Raw genomic sequence first — 19,541 nt, 5'->3', positions numbered from 1 at the left:
ATTAGAAGTAATAATTAAATGATAGATCAAGCGAGCGGCTTAAGAAAAATGCAAGATTTACAACAAGTTAAAGTGGTGGCAGTCTCTGGTGGCAAAGGGGGCGTAGGTAAAACTAATACCTCATTGAACACAGCTATTGCACTAGGGCACTTAGGTAAACGAGTGTTAGTGCTCGATGCCGATTTAGGTCTTGCAAATGTTGACGTAATGTTAGGCTTACGAGTTAAACGTAACCTATCACATGTCTTATCAGGAGAGTGTGAACTTGACGATATTATTATTGACGGTCCTGCAGGCATAAAAATTATTCCTGCCACTTCTGGTTCACAGTCAATGGTGGATTTAACACCGTCTGAACACGCTGGGCTAATTCGAGCTTTCAGTGAAATGAGAACGCAATTTGATGTGCTTATTGTTGATACCGCGGCTGGTATCTCTGATATGGTATTAAGCTTCACTCGTGCTGCTCAAGATGTCATGCTAGTGGTTTGTGATGAGCCGACTTCAATTACTGATTGTTATGCTCTAATGAAATTATTGAGCCGAGATCATGGGGTCTTCAAATTTAAAGTTGTTGCCAATATGGTGCGTAGCCCTAAAGAAGGACAGCAACTTTTTGCGAAGTTGACGAAAGTTACTGACCGATTTCTAGATGTTGCACTTGAGTTGGTCGCTGTCATTCCATACGACGAAAACATGAGAAAATCTGTCCGTAAACAACAAGTTATAGTGGAAGCTTACCCTCAGTCGCCTGCATCATTGGCTTATATTGATTTAGCAAATAAGGTGAGTCAATGGCCAATACCTAGACAAGCGTCAGGGCATTTAGAATTTTTTATTGAGCAGTTGTTGGCTAATTAACTGTTCAATTTAGCATTACTTCAGTGAGAGTAATATTACGTGGTAAAAGCGAATAGCTATAATAATCAAATTGATAAAGCAGCTCTTCTTGAACAACAAACTGTTTTAGTTAAGCGTATTGCTTATCATCTTTTGGCAAGGCTTCCTGCAAGCGTTCAAGTTGATGACTTGATACAATCAGGAATGATTGGCTTATTTGAAGCGGCAAATAACTTTGATAACAGCAAAGGCGCAAGTTTTGAAACTTTTGCGGGCATTCGTATCCGTGGCGCTATGTTGGATGAAATACGTCGGGGTGATTGGACTCCACGATCTGTTCATAAAAATAGCCGAATGATAAGTGCAGCGATAAAGGAGCTTGAAGCGCAACTAGGTAGAGATGTTTCCGATGTTGAAGTTGCTGAAAAGTTAGATATTTCACTTCAAGAGTATCATCAGATATTAAGTGAAGTGAGTACAGGAAAAATACTGGGTATTGATGATCTCGGCGTCAGTGAAGATGTTATGAAGCCAAGTGATGACTATATTGGAGATGATCCATATCAAAGTATTGAGCGAATTGCTTTTAAAAAAGGCTTAACCGAATGCATTAAGTCTTTACCAGAAAGGGAAGCTTTAGTACTGTCATTATATTATGATGAAGAATTAAATTTACGAGAAATAGGGCAAGTGCTCGATGTAAGTGAATCAAGGGTAAGTCAAATCCATAGTCAAGCAATGCATCGTTTAAAAGCAAGAATGCAATCTTGGCAAAATTGATTTACCATTAAGTTACTGATATGTAACGCTAAAGGTAGTGGGTTGTTTGGTGGATAATGAATCCATTAGAAAAATAATTAAAATTAAATGTTTTGCCGGAGAGTTCCTTGGATAAAAATATGAAAGTACTTGTTGTTGATGATTTTTCAACCATGAGACGTATAGTTAAAAATTTGTTACGTGATTTAGGTTTCACCAACATTCAAGAAGCTGATGATGGCAATACCGCGTTACCCATGCTTCAAGGTGGTGATTTTGACTTTGTTGTTACCGATTGGAACATGCCAGGTATGCAAGGTATCGATTTACTAAAAGCGATTCGTGCAGATGCAAATCTATCGCATATTCCTGTACTACTTATTACTGCCGAAGCTAAAAAAGAGCAAATAATTATGGCTGCTCAAGCAGGTGTTAATGGCTATATTGTTAAACCATTTACAGCCGCAACATTAAAAACTAAGCTGGATAAAATTTTTGAACGCTTAGCTTAATGTGAAGGCATAGCTAGCAATAAATTTGTTAGCTAAATTAAGGTGTTGATAAATATTCTATTAAGGACTTTGCATGAGTATAGCTATGACAGGGCGGATTTCATTAGAGCAAGCCAAATCTTTGGTTGCTTTTTTGGAGTCTGATCAGCAAGACGAAGCGGATGCGATTATTGCTGAAATTCAAAACCCAATCAATTCAGAATTATTTGCAGAAATTGGTAAGTTAACTCGACAACTCCATGATTCTTTGACAAATTTTCAAGTGGACCCTAGGCTGAATGATCTCGCTACAACAGATATTCCCGATGCTAAAGAGCGTTTGAATTTTGTTATTACAAGTACAGAAGAAGCTGCCAATAAGACCATGGACGCCGTCGAAGCAATATTTCCTGTCGTAGATACTATTGCGGAGCAGGTAGCGACTGTTAATCCTTCCTGGACTAAGTTAATGAATAACGATTTGGACTTGAAAGAGTTTAAATCTTTATGTCTTGATATAGATACCTTGTTAAAGAATACAGGCAAAGAAACTCAGCATATCCATAGCTTAATGACAGATGTGTTAATGGCACAAGACTTTCAAGATTTAACAGGTCAAGTCATTCGTAAAGTCATTGATTTAGTTAGAGAAGTAGAAGAAAGTTTAATTAATATGCTGACAGCTTTTGGTCTGTCTGCAGAAAAAGTGCAAGGACAACAAATCCCTAAAGTAGGTGAGAACCTTGTTGAAGGACCAATTGTAAATGCAGAAAACAGAGATGATGTAGTAGAAGATCAAGATGATGTCGATGATCTTTTATCAAGTTTAGGATTTTAAGGGGAATTACTGCATGTCTTTTGAAGCAGATGAAGAAATTTTACAGGACTTTTTAGTTGAAGCGGGTGAAATCTTAGAATCGCTTTCAGAGGAATTAGTCGAACTTGAAAATGATGTAGATAATGATGAACTACTGAATTCCATTTTCCGTGGTTTTCATACGGTAAAAGGTGGAGCAGGGTTTTTAAGTCTCAGTGAGTTGGTTGATGTCTGTCATGGTGCAGAGAATATATTCGACTTATTGCGTACAGGAAAGCGCTCAGTTAATGCTGAGCTCATGGATACCATTTTATCAGCACTAGATACTGTTAATGATATGTTTGTGTTGGTACAAAATAAAGAGCCACTTGAGCCTGCAGATCCTAACCTGCTGGCTGAACTTGCCCGACTCAGTACTCCTGAGATAGCAAGCCCAGTTATTAGTGAAGTGGTTGAGCAACCTATTGATAAAGATGAAGACTCAAACTCAAACGATGAAATGAGTGAAGATGAATTTGAAAGATTATTAGACGAATTGCATGGTTCTGGTAGTGTGGCAGCAGTTACACCTCCTATAGAAAAAGTATCTGAGGCACCTGCAAATTCGATCACTGATGGTTCAAGTGATGAAATATCGGATGATGAATTTGAATCTTTGTTAGATGAGCTACACGGACAAGGCGCCTTTTCAGTTGACGCCACCGCGACAGAAAACAGTGCTTTAAATACAGCCAGTGATGATATTGATGACTTGGAGTTTGAAAAGCTATTAGATGAACTACATGGTAAGGGTAATGCACCTAAAGCTGTTGAAAAGACTATAGTCACTGAGAGTGCTAGCATTCCAACGCCTCCCCCTGAGAAGAAAGTACAACCAACGGCAGCTGCTCCGAAAAAAACAAGTGAGAAAAAAGCAAGAGTCGAGCCTGACAAAACAGCAGCGAAAAAAGCCGTTCCAGCCCCTGCACCTCAAGGTGAAACAACAGTACGAGTTGATACAAAACGATTAGATCAAATTATGAATATGGTCGGAGAACTCGTTTTAGTAAGAAATAGATTAACAAGTTTAGGATTAGTATCTGACGATGAAGATCTAAGCAAGGCGGTTACCAATTTAGATGCGGTAACGACAGACCTTCAAGGTGCTGTCATGCAGACCCGAATGCAGCCGATTAAAAAAGTATTTGGCCGCTTTCCTCGTGTTGTTCGTGATTTAGCTCGTAGCTTGAATAAAGATATTTCATTGGTATTAGAAGGGGAAGATACCGATTTAGATAAAAATCTAGTCGAAGCACTCGCGGATCCTTTGGTACATTTAGTCAGAAACTCAGTAGATCATGGTATTGAAGCCCCTGATACACGAGAAGCAATGGGGAAAACAAGGGAAGGTACGGTACTTTTATCAGCTTCGCAAGAAGGTGACCATATCCTGTTAACCATCAAAGATGATGGTGCTGGAATGGATGCTGAAAAACTTAAGAGCATTGCGATTGATCGTGGTGTACTTGATGAAGAATCTGCAGCTCGAATGTCCGATAAAGAAGCCTACAGCCTTATTTTTGCTCCTGGATTTTCTACCAAAACTGAGATTTCAGAAGTATCAGGGCGTGGTGTTGGCATGGATGTTGTCAAAACCAAAATTACACAGCTTAATGGTACGGTAAATATTGATTCTGAGCTTGGTGTTGGCACAATTCTCGAAATTAAAGTTCCATTAACCTTAGCAATATTACCTACATTAATGGTTGTTGTTGGCAAGCAAACTTTTGCTTTACCTTTGGCCTCAGTTAATGAAATCTTCCATCTAGATTTATCTAATACCAATAGTGTTGATGGACAATTAACTATTATTGTTCGAGAAAAAGCAATTCCGTTGTTTTATTTAGATGAATGGTTAGTGCGTGATTTTGTTGAAAAATCTCGTGATAAAGGTCATGTAGTTATCGTACAGCTAGGCAATCAACAAGTTGGTTTTGTCGTTGATAGTTTAATTGGCCAAGAAGAAGTTGTTATTAAACCTCTTGATAGGTTATTGCATGGAACACCAGGGATGGCAGGCGCTACTATTACAAGTGATGGCGGTATTGCCTTAATTTTAGATATAGCAAACATGCTTAAGTTTTATGCGAAAAAGTCACCCGTTAATAAAAGATTACGAAATTAGTTACTCACAATTAAAAGACGTAAATATATGACAATAGTGTGAATAGTTGGTGTGAAAATAAATAGTATAAGCAGAGAGATTAAATGGCCTACAAGGTACTTGTTGTTGATGATTCTAGTTTTTTTAGACGTAGAGTCACCGACATCCTTAATAAAGATCCAAAGTTAGATGTTATTGATGTGGCTGTTAATGGCCAAGAAGCTGTAGATAAAGCTCTGTTGCTTAAACCTGATGTCATTACGATGGATATCGAAATGCCAATTCTTAATGGCATTGAGGCTGTTAGAAAAATTATGGCCCGCTCTCCGACATCGATATTAATGTTTTCTTCTTTAACTCATCAAGGAGCAAAAGCAACGTTAGAGGCTCTTGACGCGGGGGCATTGGACTTTTTACCTAAGAAGTTTAGTGAAATAGCTAAAAATAGCGATGAAGCCGGCAGTTTATTACGTCAGAGAGTTATTGAAATAGCAAGACAATCTGAACACGCTAGGCCGCGAACACGTATTCGTCCTACAGCGAGTAACATTAGCCCAAAACCATCAAGATTGATTGCAGAGCAAACTAAGGCATCGACATTATCAACGTCTACAGTCACGCAAGAGAGAAGACCTGTAACTTCGATTGCTCGAAAATCTGGAAAACACTATAAGCTATTGGCCATAGGTACTTCTACAGGTGGCCCCGTAGCACTACAAAAAATATTGGTACAACTTGAGGCTGACTTTCCGTTACCTATTATAATCGTGCAGCATATGCCGGCAGCCTTTACAGCAGCATTTGCAAGTCGTTTAAACTCTCTATGTAAAATATCTATTAAGGAAGCTGCTGATGGCGATGTATTGAAACCTGGCTGTGCTTATTTAGCTCCAGGCGGACGGCAAATGATCATCACAGGAAGTGAGAATGCAGCAAAACTCAAAGTTATCGATGACGACTCACCTAAGATAACTTTTAAACCGAGTGTTGATATTAGTTTTGGCTCAGCAGCAAAGACATTTACAGGTAAAGTTCTTGGGGTTATTTTAACGGGAATGGGCTCTGATGGTAAAGAAGGAGCAAGAATGCTCAAAGCTAAAGGGTCAACTATTTGGTCACAAGACGAGCAGTCTTGTGTCGTTTATGGTATGCCTCAGGCTGTTGATAAAGCAGGCATATCTGAATTATCGCTTTCATTAGATGCTATGGCTGCTTCAGTGGTAAAGGAAGTCAGTTGTGGATAAGCTGAGTATTGCGGGTCTTGCCATTGCTATCCTCGCTGTATATGTCGGGTTTAGTTTAGATGGAGGCCATTTATCAGCTTTATTTGAACTGCCAGCGTTTATTATTGTTTTTGGCGGCACCTTAGGTGCCGTTATGCTGCAATCTTCCATAGGACAATTTACCCATGCAATGTCATTGCTTAAGTGGGTTTTTTTACCGCCTAAATATGATATTGAACAAGGCATTAGCGAGATTGTTGTTTGGTCGACTAAGGCAAGAGAAAAAGGCTACTTAGCATTAGAAGATACAGCATTAGAAATTGAGGATAGTTATACTCAAAAAGGTTTAAATCTACTTGTTGATGGTATTGAACTGGAGAATTTTAGAGTCGCTTTAGAGTTAGATTTAGATATATATCGCGAACATAATTTACGTTCTGCTAATGTTTATGAAGCGATGGGAGGTTATAGTCCTACTATCGGCATTCTAGGTGCAGTACTTGGTTTAATTCATGCAATGAGCAATTTAACAGAACCTGCATTATTGGGGCAGGGTATAGCGACCGCGTTTATTGCAACAATATACGGCGTTGGTTTTGCCAACTTATTTTACTTGCCTATTGCGAATAAAATTAGAGCAATAGTCCACGAACAAACCATGTATCGCGAAATGATTTGTGAAGGATTAGTTTCAATTGCCCATGGAGAGAACCCCCATGCGATAGAGAATAAATTATCAGCTTTTAGGTTAGAACAATGAACCGTTTGCGTAACAGAAGAGCCGCGGTAGAGCATGATAATATTCATCGCTGGTTAGTCTCTTATGCAGATTATATGACACTGATGTTTGCTCTTTTCGTTGTGTTATACGCCATGGCAATGGTAAACGAAAAACCTTTTGACAGTATTACAGAGTCTTTTGGGCGAGTATTTCAAGCATCAGAAGAGGAAACTAAAAATCGTGGTCATGGCGATAGTGTTTTAATGGTTAATACCAGTAAGACGAATGTGAAGTTATATGGTAATGGTATCCTAGATGTTGCTGGTCCAGAGTTAGTTGATAACGAAAAAAACTTGTCTAATATCTCTGATTCAAAAGTGGGTAGCAATTTAAGTTCGTTGGAAAAAGAACTCCACACTGCATTGTATGATCTTGTTGAGTCTGGTTTTGCTCAGCTTCAAGTCGATGGCGACTGGTTAGAAATTGAATTAAATAGTGGTTTGTTATTTCCTAGTGGTTCATCATCAGCCACCCTCTCTGCTGAAGCTATTTTGACAGTGATTTATGATGTGATTGGTCAAGCAAGTAACTTCATCCGAATAAGAGGTTATACAGATAACCAAGTTATTAATACCGAGATATATTCTTCAAATTGGGAACTTTCTGTTTTTCGAGCTACAGCTATCTTGCGGGTTTTGGAAAAGCTGGGACTAAACCCTGCTCGTATGGCCATTGAAGGTTATGGACAATATTATCCTAGTGCCGATAATTTAACGCCTGAAGGAAGAGCAAAAAACAGAAAAGTCGTTGTGGCTATCTCAAAGTATGGTCTTGAAAAAGCCAATCTACTGCAAGCGCCCACTATTACTGTCGAAGATGTTGAAAAAGTTAAGTTAGAAGGGGCAACAGCTGTAGAAGAAACAGATGCAACTAATAGTATTAAAGTCATTAGATTGAAAAATGGTGGTATTCGTATCACAACTCGAAATGAAAATAATACTGTTGATGATCTGGAATAAAAACGTACTGTGATGTCGAGATTTAGTTAAAGAGCAAATAGTAGTAAAACAATTCAGAATAATTAATTAATAATAAGTGAGTAGTGCTCTTGGTAGTGTGGACAGTTGCAAATCAAAAAGGTGGTGTTGGTAAAACGACCACCACGATAGCACTTGCTGGTGTTTTAGCTGAACAGGGGCATCGGGTGTTATTAGTTGATACTGACCCCCATGCTTCGTTAAGTTATTATTTTGGTATTGAGTCTGAAGATTTGGATCTGAGTGTTTATGAATTGTTTACACAGCTATCGTCCCGGGAGCAAATTCTACAAACGTTATGTCCAACTCAATACCCCAATATTGATATTTTACCAGCTACGATGGGCTTAGCTACCCTAGACCGTTCTTTGGGTAGTAAAGGTGGTATGGGTTTAGTGTTAAAAAAAGCAATACAAAAAGTTGCAGAAAGTTATGATTATGTCTTAATGGATTGTCCACCCGTACTCGGTGTACTTATGGTAAATGCTTTAGCTGCAGCTGATCGAATTATTATTCCAGTTCAAACAGAATTTTTGGCGTTAAAGGGGTTAGATCGAATGATAAGAACCTTGGAAATAATGCAAGGTGAACAAGATACTCCTTTTCAATATACAATAGTACCAACGATGTTTGATAAAAGAACAAAAGCCTCCATACTGGCGTTTAAAAAACTACAGGAAGTTTATACTAATAAGATATGGCCTGGTGTGATTCCAATTGATACCAATTTTAGAAACGCAAGTTGTGAGCAAAAAGTTCCGTCACATTATGCTGCTAATTCACGTGGTACATTAGCTTATAAAAGTTTATTAAACTATTTGGTTAAGAAAAGTATGCAGTACAAAGAGGTTGGACGCTAAATGGGTAAATCATTAACGGCTAGTAAAAAGATAATGAAAAATTACTTATCTGAACTACTATCAGAGCCGGAGGTAGCTGTAGAATTGCCTCAACAAAGGAGTGTTAAGAAAACAATCACTAGGCCTTTAGCGCAAAAAGAAAACCATTCTTTAGAAAGTTTATTAAAAACGGTAAGTGAGCCCAAACAAGCTGAGATTACAAAAGAAGTTACTATCAACGACTCAACTGAGGTTGAGCTATTACCAACTTCTTCTGAAGAAAATCTTTCGCTAGTATCAAAGTTACCAAAGAAAAGTTATCGACAAGGTGACTTCCAAGCTATGTTTTTTGAAGTCGCAGGTTTAACTATTGCTGTCCCCTTAATTGAGTTGGGCGGCATTCATAAAGTTGATAAAACTAATAGTTTAATGGGTAAACCTGATTGGTTTAAAGGGGTAATGCTTTATCGAGATGAAAAAATTAATGTTGTCGATACTGCTTTATGGGTTATGCCAGAGAAATGTGATCAAGCATTAAAAGACTCATTAAATTACCAATATATTATTATGCTAAATGATAGTTCTTGGGGGCTGATGGCTGAACAGTTAGTTGATACTGTCGTTTTGTCACAAGATGAAGTTAAATGGTTAGACTCTAATGAAAAACGTCCGTGGTTGGCTGGTTTAGTTAAAGAAAAAATGTGTGCCTTACTCGATGTAAGTGCTTTGATTGAATTACTTAATAAAGGTAGTGATATCAATCAAAAATAGTAAATTATCCCTATTTAGATTGTAGGGAACTTATAAAATAAGTTATTTGAGAGGCAAAAGATATGTCAAATGAAAGACGAAGTGCAAGTGATAAAGTTGAAGCTAATGATGAGGTATTGCAATGGGTAACCTTTAAATTAGAAAATGAAACCTACGGTATCAACGTGATGCAGGTTCAAGAAGTTTTACGTTATAGTGAAATAGCTCCAGTCCCAGGCGCACCACTTTATGTGCTTGGTATTATTAACTTACGTGGAAATGTCGTTACTGTTATCGATACTCGCTCTCGTTTTGGTTTAGAGCCATGTGATATTACAGATAATACCCGTGTAGTAGTAATAGAATCAGAAAAGCAAGTTATAGGTATTCTTGTTGATAGTGTTGCTGAGGTTGTTTACTTAAAATCATCAGAAATTGATGTAGCCCCTAATGTTGGAAATGAAGAAAGCGCTCAGTTTATTCAGGGGGTGTCGAATCGTGAAGGTGAGTTACTCATTTTGGTTGACCTAGACAAGTTACTTTCTGATGATGAGTGGGATGAGCTTAAACAGTTCTAATTCTATAGCTTCGGCTCTGTAATTATCGACCGAAAGTCTATTTTCGGGCTTTGTTTTTTGCCGTAGTGTAATTATTTATTTAGTTTTATTTAAGGCAACAGTTCTTAATGTCATTATTAGCGGTTCCAATTATTGCAGTGTTAGCCCTTTTTCTTGTGTTACTCACGAGTACACTGCTATTTGTTTATTTAAGTAAGCTCAAGACTAAAATGGAAATGCTAAATGTACAAATGCAAAGCACTTCTTTATTGGTGGATGATTTACAAACACTGAATAATAAATTGCAACAAGAACTGGATGAAGTGGTGAGCCGAAATGAACGGCTTGCTACAGAAAATGAGCAAGTATCAAAACAGTTAGAACATCGTATTAAAAGCTTACAAAATCAATCTATCGAACAACAGCAATTGTTAGCGCAATGGCAAGATAGTCAAGGGCAGGATAAATTTTATAATCGTGCTTTTAAATTGGCGGCGAAAGGGGCTGATATTGAAGAAATTATGAGTGAATGCGAGTTACCTAGAGCAGAAGTTGAAATGCTAATGTCTGTCTACCAACAACGTGCCAGGTCCAAGTAAGATCGTCCAGTAATATGTATTGTAATGAATTAAGTGAAACTGTAGTTAAACGTTATTCACGCAACTATGCATTATATGTTAAAGTGCCATCTTTTTTATTGCGCATTTATATAACGGCAAGGATTTAAGCCCTGTGAGCTCAGCTATAACGCTATACTTTCGACTTATTATATTAGTTTTTATTCTCATTCTTTCTGGGTGTTCTACCACACCCGAAGAGCAGACCCAATCAGAGGTGACTCAATCGACTGATGTCAGTGACCCAAGAGATCCCTTTGAAGTGATCAATAGACCATTTTGGACGTTTACATGGGACTATGTAGATAAATATATCGCGAAACCTGCATCTGAGGTATACACCACTTATACTCCCCCGTTTTTACGTACCGGTTTGTATAATATGGCACTAAATTTAAATGAACCCGCAAGCATTATTAATAATGCTCTTCAATTAAAGTTTACAGCCGCAGCAAAGAGTACCGGCAGGTTTGTGCTGAACTCTACTATTGGTTTATTCGGCTTTTATGATCCTGCTAGTGATTTTGATTGGTCAGGTGAACAAGAAGAATTTGGTGAAGTTTTGGGAACATATGGCGTTGGCGATGGACCGTATTTAGTCGTTCCTGGTTTAGGACCAAGCTCTGTTCGTGAAGAGGTTGGTGACTATGTGGACCGTCTTTATTGGCCTTTAGCGGTTATTGATTTTTGGCCGAATATTGCCCGTCTCGGAATACTCGCCTTAGAAGGCAGAGCAGCAGTGCGAGATCAAGAGCAATTAGTTGTCGAGTCAGAAGATCCTTATGAATTTATTAAAAATGCCTATTTTCAAAACATGAATTATAAACTCTATGATGGCAATCCACCCATCATCATTGATGAAGCTGAAGAAGCTGAAATAGATGCATTTCTCGATGAATTTGATGATATCGACTAATTTTAGAATAAACGAGTACCTATGCCGATAACTATTTGTTAGAATTGCGGCAATTTTTTATACACACCATATTGGAATTATTAAATGAATATTATTGAAGGTTCGTTTGAAGCAAAAGGTAAGAAGTTTGCTATCGTTGTATCACGTTTTAACCACTTTATTGTTGATAGTTTATTAGAAGGTGCGATCGATGCGCTTAAACGTCATGGTAATGTTAATGACGAAGATATTACTGTCGTTCGCGTACCGGGTGCTTACGAGTTACCTCTAGTAGCGAAAAAAATTGCTAAAAAAGGTGAGTCTGATGCAATTATTGCTATTGGCGCCGTTATTCGTGGTGGTACTCCACACTTTGATTTTGTTGCTGGTGAATCAAATAAAGGTCTAGCACAAGTTTGTTTAGACGCTGAGATTCCAGTTTCTTTTGGTGTGATCACAACCGACTCTATTGAGCAAGCCATTGAGCGTGCTGGTACTAAAGCTGGTAATAAGGGTGCTGAAGCTGCTCTTGGTGCATTAGAAATGGTTAATGTATTAGATAAAATTTAATTTCTAAACTTAAGAAAAGTGGAAACATATTGTGAAACCTTCTCCTAGAAGAAAAGCCCGTGAACTTGCAGTACAAGCTGTTTATTCATGGCAAGTTAGTAAAAATCCTATAAATGATGTTGAAGTCAACTTTATCACAGACAACAGTAAACGTCGTTTTGATATTGAATACTTTCAATTATTATTTCGTGGTGTAACCGCCAATGTTGGTTCAATAGATGACGCTATTATTCCTTATGTAGACCGTCCTCTTGATGATATTGACCAAGTGGAAAAGGCTATCTTGCGCGTGGCAGTGTTTGAACTGAAAGATTGTACAGATGTGCCTTATCGTGTAGTGATTAATGAGGCGATTGAGTTAGCTAAATCGTTCGCTGCAGATGATAGCCATAAATTTGTTAACGGTGTTTTAGATAAAGCTGTTAAATTAATTCGCCCTGAAGAATAACCTACTATTATCAAAGTATTAGTATATAAAGGTTTAGCATGAAAGAGTTCGAGTTGATAAAGCATTTCTTTACCAAACAGGCCGTTAAACGGAAAGATGTTGTGCGTGGTATTGGTGACGACTGTGCGGTTTTATCACCTATTGAGAATCAAAATATTGTGGTAACTACCGATACATTAGTTGCTGGAGTACACTTTCCATTTGAGACTAGCCCTAGAGCGATAGGTCACAAAGCTGTTGCTGTTAATTTATCTGATATTGCTGCAATGGGCGCTAAGCCAAGTTGGTTATCGCTAGCAATAACGTTACCTAATATTGATGAAGCCTGGTTAATTGAGTTTTGTGAAGGTGTCTTTGAACTTTGTGAGTTTTATAATGTAGAACTCATTGGTGGAGACACGACACAAGGGCCTTTAAGTATAACGATTACTGCTCAAGGGCTTACGCCTGAAGGCAGTTATTTATCACGTTCAGGCGCCAAATCAGGTGACTGGCTTTATGTAACGGGTGAACTTGGCGATGCCGCATTGGCTTTACAGCAAATAACCGGAAAAGTGGAAATCGAATCCCAGTTTATTGATATTATAAAGAATAAACTTGATTACCCAAAACCTCGCGTTTTAGCAGGACAAACGCTCCGTGAATATGCCTCTGCTGCAATTGATCTTTCTGATGGTTTAATTGCTGATTTGGGACATATTTGTCAAGCGTCAAATGTAGGTGCGAATATTGTTTTGGATGCTCTCCCTCTCTCTACTATTATGCGTGATAGTTTACTTGCAGATGATGCTATTACCTTGGCATTATCTGGTGGTGATGACTATGAGCTGTTATTTACCGTGAATGAAGATAATAAAGTAGGCATGGAAACAGCTATGTCGCATGCTGGTACTAAGGTAACTTGTATCGGGCAGTTGAATGCATCTCAGACTATCTCAACTACATTAAATAATAAGCCAATTCCAATTAATACCGTCGGTTTTGAACACTTTTCCGAGTAGCTTCATTACAGTTTACTAATTAATAAGCAATTACAATATGTCGGGTAAAAATACAAAAGTTAACTTTAACCTTGCTAGTCCTATTCAGTTTTTGGCACTAGGTTTTGGTAGTGGATTGGCACCCAAAGCGCCGGGTACTTTTGGAACCCTTGCCGCCGTGCCATTGTTTTTACTAATGAGTACTTTGCCTCCTTTATTTTATGGTTTGCTCGTTGTAGTTATATGTCTGTCAGGGATTTATATTTGTGGTAAGGCGGCGAGTGATGTTGGTGTTCACGATCATGGTGCAATTGTTTGGGATGAGTTTGCTGGTTTCTTTATAACAATGTTTATGATACCAGTCAGTTGGCAGAGCGTCTTAGTTGGCTTTGCTTTATTTCGACTGTTTGATATAGCTAAGCCATGGCCGATATCTGTTGCAGATAAAAAGCTGACGGGTGGCTTTGGTATAATGTTTGATGATGTGTTAGCAGGACTATTTTCACTCGCTATTATGCATGTTATTTTCTAACGAACTGATCTTATCAAGTCTACAATTCCTATATAAAAGTGAGTGTTCTGACTGATAACCCTCAATAAACATTGAGTTACGTGTTAATTTAAATCTATTTTACTTAGAATTCATACGCCACTTAAAAGAGCCGTTGCTCCTAGTTCACTCTTCATTGCAGTTTTCTTTACTTCTTTACTTTAGATCAATAGTATTTTAGCCATATTTGCGCTACTTTTAATGCTAGGTGATTTGTGATGCTCCCTAATCGGTTGTTGTGAGTATATTATAAATATTTTTCGCATCGACTTGTTTTAGCAAAACTTGCCCTCAGGTCTATTCTTAAGTGACATGGTTTTAATGAAGTGTCATTTAGGTAAGTTAGTCTTTATGTAATAGTAAAAAAGGAATACCTATGAAAATAAATCTTTCTGGTCATCATGTAGAAGTTACTGATTCAATCAAAGAGCATATCGAAGAAAAATTCTCTAAAATAGCTAACCACTTTCCAACGCTAATTGCCTTAGACGTAATTATTTCTAAAGAACACAATAAACATCAAGTTGAATTAACTACAACTTATGAAGGGGGCCGAATTTCCGCCACAGGCACCGATGCTGTAATGTATCCAGCTATTGCTAGTGCAGCAAAGAAACTAGACGCGGCGCTTAAGCATAGAAAAGGTCAACTAAAAGCCAATCTACATACTAAGCCGGATCCTACGACACCTGAAATTGCTCATGAGAAAGTTCAAGAAATGAACTTAGCTTAAAGCTAGAAAGTGTTAATAATATAAAAGCTGTTGAACTTTGTTCGCAGCTTTTTTTTTTCAAAAAATTTATACTATTCTCTATTAAGTACAAATAATTACTGTATTAAATGCTCTCTGTGTAATAATCAACGTAATCATAATAAAGGCATTAACCTTAAAAGGAATAATTTGATGCTCAAGCGCTTTTTAGTAAAAACTACCCGATCTAATTCTACTTCAAGTAAATTTATTCTTCTTGGATTTTTATCTCTGACACTTGCCGCGTGTGGTAAGGAAGAGATACAAACGAAACCACCAGCACCAGCAGTGTCTGTTTATTCAATTCAATCAAAGTCTGTCGGTGGGTATCGTGAATTTGTTGCACGTACGGAAGCTTCGAAAGAAGCTAATTTACGTGCAAGAGTTGAAGGTGAGTTACTTGAGCGTCGCTTTCGTGAAGGTAGTTATGTAGAAAAGGGACAAGTGTTATTAAGAATAGATCCAGCCGCCTATGAAGCAGCCTTGACCTCGGCAAAGGCGGATTTAAATTCTAAGAGATCTGGCGAAGAAAATGCCAAGCGTAATTTAAAGCGAGCAAATGATCTTATTAATGATGGTTACATTTCTCAATCAGATTTTGACAAATTAACAACAGAAGAATCACAAGCACGATCTGCAGTAAAGTCTGCAGAAGCTGCCCTTGAACAAGCTGAACTTAATTTAAGCTATACCACAATTACCGCACCTTTTAGTGGGCTCATAGGTAAAGTAAATTACAACGTGGGAAATATAGTGAGTCCTACAAGTGAAGCTTTAGCTACTCTTATTGTTCGTGACCCAATTTTTGTTAGTTTTCAAGTAGAAGAAAGCACCTATGTTTCATATCAACAATCCCATCAAGGAGTGACAAGTGAAGAAGGAGGGGAGTTTGATATTTCTTTACGTTTGCCAAACAATTCAGAATATCCAGAAAGTGGAGAACTAGATTTTGCCGATACTAAGATCTCAGAGGGCATGGGTACTGTTGAGCTGAGAACTGTATTCCCTAACCCTAACAATATTATTATACCGGGTTTATTTGTTACCTTGATTCTTGAAAATAAAAGTAAAGAAGACATGGCATTAATTCCACAAGCAGCAGTACAAGAAGGTCAGCAAGGAAAGTTTGTTTTAATTGTAGATGAAAAGAATAAAGTAAAACAACGTCATGTAGTGCTAGGTAGAAGAATTAATGCTATGTGGGTTGCTGAAAAAGGGGTTTCAATTGGTGAAAAAGTCATCATCGAAGGATTGCAAAAAGTTCGTCCCGGCATTGAAGTTAGAGGCATTGAGAAACATGTTGACCCACTCGTCGGTACCATATCAGATATTGATGATAAATCAGTAGACTCTTCAAAAGTGACTGAGCCAGTAATTAACCCTAGTGCTACAACGGATAAGTAATCAAGGACGATTTTATGATCAGTAAAACTTTTATCAATCGGCCTAAATTTGCCTTTGTAATATCTATCGTTATTACGCTCGCTGGTTTAATCGCCATGAGTGTGCTTCCGGTCAACATGTATCCTGAAATAACACCACCCCAAGTTCAAATATCAGCTGTCTATCCTGGAGCAAGCGCCCAAATTGTAGAAGAATCAGTGATTCGGCCTATTGAGGAACAAATCAATGGTGTTGAAGATATGATGTACATTGAATCTTCTGCTTCTAATAATGGTAGTGCTGTAATTACAGTTTTCTTTAAAGTTGGTACCGATGGTGATATTGCACAGGTAAATGTGCAAAATAGGGTCGCGCTGGCTACGAGTTCATTACCATCAGAGGTAACGCGTCAAGGGGTTGATGTAAAGAAAAAATCTAGCTCTATGTTGTTAGGTATTAACTTGTTTGCTGAGCAAGAAGGTATCAATCAACTCTTCTTAAGTAACTATGCAACTAACTACCTAACGGAGCCGCTTGGACGGATTAAAGGTGTTGCTTCAGCTGAAGTGATGGGGGAAATGACCTACAGCATGAGAGCTTGGCTAAACCCAGAACGGATGTCATCACTTAGTATTACGGTTACTGAAGTGCAACAAGCACTGCAAGAACAAAACATGATTGTTGCTGCGGGTAAGTTAGGCGCTAGCCCAGCCCTGCCAAATCAGCAATTTGAATACTCCATCCAAGCTAAAGGTCGATTACAGACACCTGAAGAATTTGGTCAAACGATAATTCGAGCTCAGCGCAATGGTAACTTTATCAGGTTAAGTGACATTGCACGTCTAGAGCTAGGCGCGGAAGACTATTCAACACAAGCAAGACTAAATGGTAAAGAAACGGCCTTTCTTGTTATTTATCAACTACCTGATGCCAATGCGACTGAAGTTGCTTCTTTAGTTAAAGCGGAAATGGTAAAACTCTCTGAACGCTTTCCTGACGGTTTAGAATATGTCATTCCCTACGATACTACTAAATTTATAGATCGCTCAATTGAAGAAGTGGTTGTTACTTTATTTCAAGCAATTATTTTAGTTATCTTAGTGGTCTTTTTATTCCTACAAAATTGGCGAGCGACTATTATTCCCACCTTAGCAATTCCAGTATCCCTTATCGGTACTTTTGCTTTTATGATCTTGATGGGCTATTCAATAAACACAATTACTTTATTTGGTTTAGTGCTTGCTATCGGTATTGTTGTTGATGACGCTATTATTGTTATTGAGAATGTTGAACGTATATTAAAAGAAGAACAATTGCCGATTAAAGATGCAGTAACCAAAGCAATGGATCAAGTCTCTGGTCCTATCATTGCGACGACTCTTGTTTTATTAGCTGTATTTGTGCCTGTTGCCTTTATGCCTGGCATAACAGGTGAACTGTATAAACAGTTCTCTGTGACTATTTCTTTTGCCGTACTGATTTCCTCATTAAATGCTCTAACCTTAAGCCCTGCATTATGTACAGTGCTTTTGAGTGCTGAAAAAATGAAACCAATCAAGTGGTTAGTACCATTTGAAAGCCTTATAACTAAGTCAACAGGGGTTTATAGTAAGACCGTTGGTTTTATGCTTAAACGACTTACCCGAGTTGGACTTTTTGTTGGTTTAATTTTTATTGGTGCCGGTTGGTTAACCACTGCTGTTCCTACGGCATTTTTACCTGGAGAAGATCAAGGTTATCTTTTTGTCGATATTCAGTTACCAGATGCTGCTTCAAGTAATCGTACTCAAGCTGTATTAGACAAAATAACCCCCACTATTTTAAATGATGCTGCCGTAGATGATATTATCACTGTATCAGGTTTCTCATTACTTGGTGGTGCTGGCTCAAATAATGGTCTTGCCATCATTCTCCTCAAAGATTGGGAAGAAAGAACGACACCAGAGCTGGGCTTGAGGCAGATAATTCCTCGTTTGATGGGGCAATTATGGACTATGCCAGATGCTCAAATTATGGTCTTTAATCCACCACCTATTCCTGGTTTGGGTAATAGTTCAGGCTTTGATTTTAAGTTGCAAGATAGTGAAGGTCGCGATCCGGCAGAATTAGCTCAAGTGATGAACGGCCTTATTTATGAAGCCAATCAACGACCTGAGTTATCCCGTGTTTTTAGTACTTATCGTGCCAATGTACCGCAATACTTTTTAGAAGTAGATCGCAATAAAGCTAAAGCACAAGGTGTCGCACTATCTGATATTTTTGCTACTTTACAAGCACAGTTAGGCTCCTTATATATTAATGACTTTAGTCAGTTTGGTCGTACGTATCGTGTGACGATTCAGGCAGAAAGTAAGTATAGAGCTGAGCCTTCAGATCTTCGATATTACTTCGTTCGTAATAAAGACGACGAGATGGTACCACTAACGACTTTAGCAAGTGTTAAACCCATCTTAGGACCAACAACAATAAGTCACTTTAATTTATATCGTAGTGCTAGTATCACAGGTAATGCTGCTCCTGGATTCTCTTCAGGTCAATCTATTGACGTCATGGAGGAGTTAGCTAGCACATTGCCTCAAGGTTATATTTATGAATGGTCAGGGCAGTCGAAACAAGAGCTTGAAGCGGGTAATTTAGCTCCTATATTATTTGGTTTAGCGATTATCTTTGTTTACCTTTTCTTAGTGGCTCAGTATGAAAGCTGGACAATACCATTCTCCGTTATTGCCGCAGTGCCTTTAGCATTATTTGGCGCCATGTTAGCACTATACACTGTTGGTATGGCTAATAATATCTATGCACAAGTTGGCTTGGTTTTATTAATAGGGCTTTCGACTAAAACTGCGATTCTAATCGTTGAATTTGCCATGGAGCAAAGAGCAGCTGGTGAAACGATAATGAATGCAGCACTCAATGCCGCTAGAATGCGTTTTCGAGCGGTATTAATGACTGCCTTCTCGTTCATATTAGGTGTTTTACCGCTTGTTTTTGCAACGGGGGCAGGGGCTGGAAGTCGTGTTTCTTTGGGTATCACAGTACTCGCAGGTATGATAGCTGCAACCCTGTTTGGAACTTTACTCGTACCTTACTTCTACCTATTGATACAACGAATGAGAGAGAAGTTTAAAGGACAAACTGACGTCACTTAAGAGAGTGTTGACTGAAAGCAC

At 38.2% G+C, this 19,541-nt stretch carries 20 protein-coding genes; all 20 read left to right on the top strand.

Annotation, left to right across the window (positions count from 1 at the left end):
- Nucleotides 1–18 precede the first annotated feature (18 nt).
- The 20 genes from ND2E_RS10295 to ND2E_RS10390 all read left to right on the top strand — a co-directional run bounded on the left by ND2E_RS10295 (nucleotide 19) and on the right by ND2E_RS10390 (nucleotide 19,520).
- Nucleotides 19–861 carry a MinD/ParA family ATP-binding protein gene (locus ND2E_RS10295; RefSeq protein ID WP_033093996.1) on the top strand — a complete coding sequence of 281 codons (843 nt, stop codon included), beginning with the start codon at nucleotides 19–21 and terminating at the stop codon, nucleotides 859–861.
- A 39-nt stretch (nucleotides 862–900) separates the two neighbouring features.
- Complete coding sequence (locus ND2E_RS10300; protein ID WP_033093995.1) at nucleotides 901–1,620, top strand: RNA polymerase sigma factor FliA; 720 nt, start codon at nucleotides 901–903, stop codon at nucleotides 1,618–1,620.
- Between the two features lie 107 nt (nucleotides 1,621–1,727).
- Nucleotides 1,728–2,111 (top strand): chemotaxis response regulator CheY, encoded by a 384-nt coding sequence (gene cheY, locus ND2E_RS10305; RefSeq protein WP_011042356.1) that lies wholly within the window; start codon nucleotides 1,728–1,730, stop codon nucleotides 2,109–2,111.
- A gap of 73 nt (nucleotides 2,112–2,184) precedes the next feature.
- The gene (locus ND2E_RS10310) at nucleotides 2,185–2,928 is read left to right on the top strand and encodes a protein phosphatase CheZ (protein WP_033093994.1); all 744 of its coding nucleotides are present in this window, start codon (nucleotides 2,185–2,187) and stop codon (nucleotides 2,926–2,928) included.
- Between the two features lie 13 nt (nucleotides 2,929–2,941).
- Complete coding sequence (locus ND2E_RS10315) at nucleotides 2,942–5,071, top strand: chemotaxis protein CheA (protein ID WP_033093993.1); 2,130 nt, start codon at nucleotides 2,942–2,944, stop codon at nucleotides 5,069–5,071.
- 83 nt (nucleotides 5,072–5,154) lie between these two features.
- Entirely contained in the window at nucleotides 5,155–6,294 is a 1,140-nt protein-coding gene (locus tag ND2E_RS10320) for a protein-glutamate methylesterase/protein-glutamine glutaminase (RefSeq protein ID WP_033093992.1), read from the top strand.
- Nucleotides 6,287–7,033 (top strand): flagellar motor protein, encoded by a 747-nt coding sequence (locus ND2E_RS10325; protein WP_033093991.1) that lies wholly within the window; start codon nucleotides 6,287–6,289, stop codon nucleotides 7,031–7,033. The genes ND2E_RS10320 and ND2E_RS10325 overlap by 8 nt, the downstream gene beginning before the upstream one ends.
- Nucleotides 7,030–8,013 carry a flagellar motor protein MotB gene (locus tag ND2E_RS10330; RefSeq protein WP_033093990.1) on the top strand — a complete coding sequence of 328 codons (984 nt, stop codon included), beginning with the start codon at nucleotides 7,030–7,032 and terminating at the stop codon, nucleotides 8,011–8,013. The genes ND2E_RS10325 and ND2E_RS10330 overlap by 4 nt, the downstream gene beginning before the upstream one ends.
- Before the next feature lie 89 nt (nucleotides 8,014–8,102).
- Nucleotides 8,103–8,891, top strand: coding sequence for a ParA family protein (locus tag ND2E_RS10335; RefSeq protein WP_033094165.1), 789 nt, complete (start codon nucleotides 8,103–8,105; stop codon nucleotides 8,889–8,891).
- On the top strand, nucleotides 8,892–9,641 hold the full coding sequence (locus tag ND2E_RS10340; protein WP_033093989.1) for a chemotaxis protein CheW: 750 nt from the start codon (nucleotides 8,892–8,894) through the stop codon (nucleotides 9,639–9,641).
- A gap of 62 nt (nucleotides 9,642–9,703) precedes the next feature.
- Nucleotides 9,704–10,198 (top strand): chemotaxis protein CheW, encoded by a 495-nt coding sequence (locus ND2E_RS10345; protein ID WP_033093988.1) that lies wholly within the window; start codon nucleotides 9,704–9,706, stop codon nucleotides 10,196–10,198.
- A 107-nt stretch (nucleotides 10,199–10,305) separates the two neighbouring features.
- Entirely contained in the window at nucleotides 10,306–10,776 is a 471-nt protein-coding gene (locus ND2E_RS10350; protein WP_033093987.1) for a DUF2802 domain-containing protein, read from the top strand.
- Nucleotides 10,777–10,909: 133 nt separating this feature from the next.
- Nucleotides 10,910–11,710, top strand: a complete 801-nt coding sequence (locus ND2E_RS10355) for an MlaA family lipoprotein (RefSeq protein ID WP_052056548.1) — start codon at nucleotides 10,910–10,912, stop codon at nucleotides 11,708–11,710.
- Nucleotides 11,711–11,794: 84 nt separating this feature from the next.
- Nucleotides 11,795–12,259 carry a 6,7-dimethyl-8-ribityllumazine synthase gene (ribH, locus tag ND2E_RS10360; protein WP_033093986.1) on the top strand — a complete coding sequence of 155 codons (465 nt, stop codon included), beginning with the start codon at nucleotides 11,795–11,797 and terminating at the stop codon, nucleotides 12,257–12,259.
- 31 nt (nucleotides 12,260–12,290) lie between these two features.
- The gene (nusB, locus tag ND2E_RS10365; RefSeq protein WP_033093985.1) at nucleotides 12,291–12,707 is read left to right on the top strand and encodes a transcription antitermination factor NusB; all 417 of its coding nucleotides are present in this window, start codon (nucleotides 12,291–12,293) and stop codon (nucleotides 12,705–12,707) included.
- A gap of 38 nt (nucleotides 12,708–12,745) precedes the next feature.
- Complete coding sequence (thiL, locus tag ND2E_RS10370) at nucleotides 12,746–13,708, top strand: thiamine-phosphate kinase (protein WP_033093984.1); 963 nt, start codon at nucleotides 12,746–12,748, stop codon at nucleotides 13,706–13,708.
- Nucleotides 13,709–13,745: 37 nt separating this feature from the next.
- On the top strand, nucleotides 13,746–14,219 hold the full coding sequence (locus ND2E_RS10375; RefSeq protein ID WP_033093983.1) for a phosphatidylglycerophosphatase A family protein: 474 nt from the start codon (nucleotides 13,746–13,748) through the stop codon (nucleotides 14,217–14,219).
- A 394-nt stretch (nucleotides 14,220–14,613) separates the two neighbouring features.
- Nucleotides 14,614–14,970, top strand: a complete 357-nt coding sequence (hpf, locus tag ND2E_RS10380; RefSeq protein ID WP_033093982.1) for a ribosome hibernation-promoting factor, HPF/YfiA family — start codon at nucleotides 14,614–14,616, stop codon at nucleotides 14,968–14,970.
- Nucleotides 14,971–15,141: 171 nt separating this feature from the next.
- Entirely contained in the window at nucleotides 15,142–16,392 is a 1,251-nt protein-coding gene (locus tag ND2E_RS10385; protein ID WP_033093981.1) for an efflux RND transporter periplasmic adaptor subunit, read from the top strand.
- 14 nt (nucleotides 16,393–16,406) lie between these two features.
- A complete protein-coding gene (locus ND2E_RS10390; protein WP_033093980.1) occupies nucleotides 16,407–19,520 on the top strand; it encodes an efflux RND transporter permease subunit in 3,114 nt (1,037 codons plus the stop codon).
- The last annotated feature ends 21 nt before the right edge of the window (nucleotides 19,521–19,541 follow it).

The sequence above is a fragment of the Colwellia psychrerythraea genome (genome assembly GCF_000764225.1).
Lineage (GTDB): Bacteria > Pseudomonadota > Gammaproteobacteria > Enterobacterales > Alteromonadaceae > Colwellia > Colwellia psychrerythraea_D.
Note: the sequence above shows the minus strand (reverse complement) of the source record. Positions and strands in the feature narration are given on the sequence as shown.